Below are 1,668 nucleotides of genomic sequence, written 5' to 3' on the forward strand. Positions count from 1 at the left end.
CTTCTTCGTCGCCAGCGGCGCACCGCCCTCGTTCGTGAGGCGTATATAGTCGCCACCTACCAAAACTGTCAACACCGATCTGCGATGTTTTTTCGATTTCTCGTGGAGATATCCACGGCGCCTAAATTCGTGAGTTGGCTAGGCTGAGTTTCCACGCCGCTTCCCGCGGTTAGTCACGCCTGGGATGCGCACTTCGGCCCCCATGGTGAGCACGGCTTCGCTTTGAAAAACGGCTGCCCGCCGGCATGCCCACGGACCTCGCCTGAGCGGCTTTCAGCGCCGATCCTCCAGCAATTCCGGTGTGATGTTTCGGCCGGCGTAAAAGATGCCCAGGATCAGCACCTGCTCGTCCTCGACCGCAAAGGCGATGCTGACCGCCCGCCGGTAGCCAACAATCCGCAGCCAGGCATGATCTCGAGCCGCTCCGTACCGCGCTGTGGAAAAGTCGATAGGCCGAGACAATGCTCCTTGATGCCCACGACAAAATTCCAGGCGATCGCCGGCGACGCCCGTTCGGCTATGTCGTCGTAGAGCTGTTCGAGTTCTGCCTGGGCGGCGGGATGAAAGACAATCCGATACTCCATTGCCTACTTGGCTTTCGCCTGCTTCGCGCGATGGCGCGCCTCAAGCGTGGAAAAGACCGTTTCGGCTGGAATGCCCTTCGTCGGATCCTGCCGGAGCTCGGTCAGACGGCCCGGAATTTCCTCGCGCAGCCACTTTTCCCGCTCCGCCTCGAAATCCTCGAGCATGCGCAGGCCGGCGCGGACGACCTCGCTGGCATTGTTGTAGCGGCCTGATTCGAGCTGTTTCCGGATGAAGCTCTCATAATGGTCGTTCAGAGCGTAATTGGGCATGGCAACCTCCTGGGGAAATATGGCGCCGCGCGACAGGTGTAGCAATAGATGGCAATCATTGGCAACCTCGGCTGATCCGGCAGGCGGTTTCGGCCTTGCGATTCGCCGAGAGAATCAGCCCTCGCCCATTCGGTAGCGATAAAGCGCATGGAGACACTGCATGCCCGGTCCGGGATTGGCCGTGTGAGGCGACCCAAGACCTGCGCGCACGCGATTCGGGAGAAGCCGGCTGAATTAAAACCCAACCGGCTAAATTCATCTCGCGTTTGGTTTCGAACGGTTCGCAAGACGCGTCGCGCGCTCTTTGGCGCCCTCATCGGCTGCGATCGATGAATTTCATCAACGCGATTATCGCGCCAGGCGCAGATTGGGATGAATGATTCGGTTCGGGTTGCAGATTTTGGCGCCGGCGCCACGGGTCAGGCGCCTACGCAAAACGCCCGCGGGGTGGATCCATGCGACGTTTTGATTTGGTTGGCGTGAGAAGCTTGGCATTCTCGTCCGGGCTGGGTCGGCTTTTGGTGCTCGGGGCCGACGATACTCGCGGGCCTGCGCTCGGTGAGCGGGCATGAGCTGAGCGGATCCACCTACGCAAAACAGTCCGCTGGCCGGAGCCATGCGGACTGTTTTTGAGATGTTGGAATGCTTGGTCTTTGGGGACGGGATTTGAGTTATGTGTCCTGCGGTGTGGGCTTTGGCTGCTTGCGGGGTGCTGATGACCGGTTAGAATCGGCGGTCCACCAGAGCCAAATACAAAAGAGCCCGCACGATGGCGGGCTCTTTTGTATTTGGTTGCGGGGACAGGATTTGAACC

At 59.7% G+C, this 1,668-nt stretch carries 1 protein-coding gene and 1 pseudogene; both read right to left on the reverse strand.

Features of this window, described 5'->3' with window-relative positions; genetic code table 11:
* Positions 1-273: 273 nt before the first annotated feature.
* Positions 274-584, reverse strand: a pseudogene (locus LB564_RS31430) (type II toxin-antitoxin system RelE/ParE family toxin).
* A gap of 3 nt (positions 585-587) precedes the next feature.
* A complete protein-coding gene (locus LB564_RS31435; protein ID WP_140710976.1) occupies positions 588-854 on the reverse strand; it encodes a type II toxin-antitoxin system ParD family antitoxin in 267 nt (88 codons plus the stop codon).
* Between the last annotated feature and the right edge of the window lie 814 nt (positions 855-1,668).

The organism is Mesorhizobium sp. ES1-6 (assembly GCF_020164775.1).
Lineage (GTDB): Bacteria > Pseudomonadota > Alphaproteobacteria > Rhizobiales > Rhizobiaceae > Mesorhizobium.

Excerpts from the sequence above, each read along its gene's own strand:
- LB564_RS31435 (WP_140710976.1), bottom strand. The coding sequence starts at position 854 with ATGCCCAATTACGCTCTGAACGACCATTATGAGAGCTTCATCCGGAAA.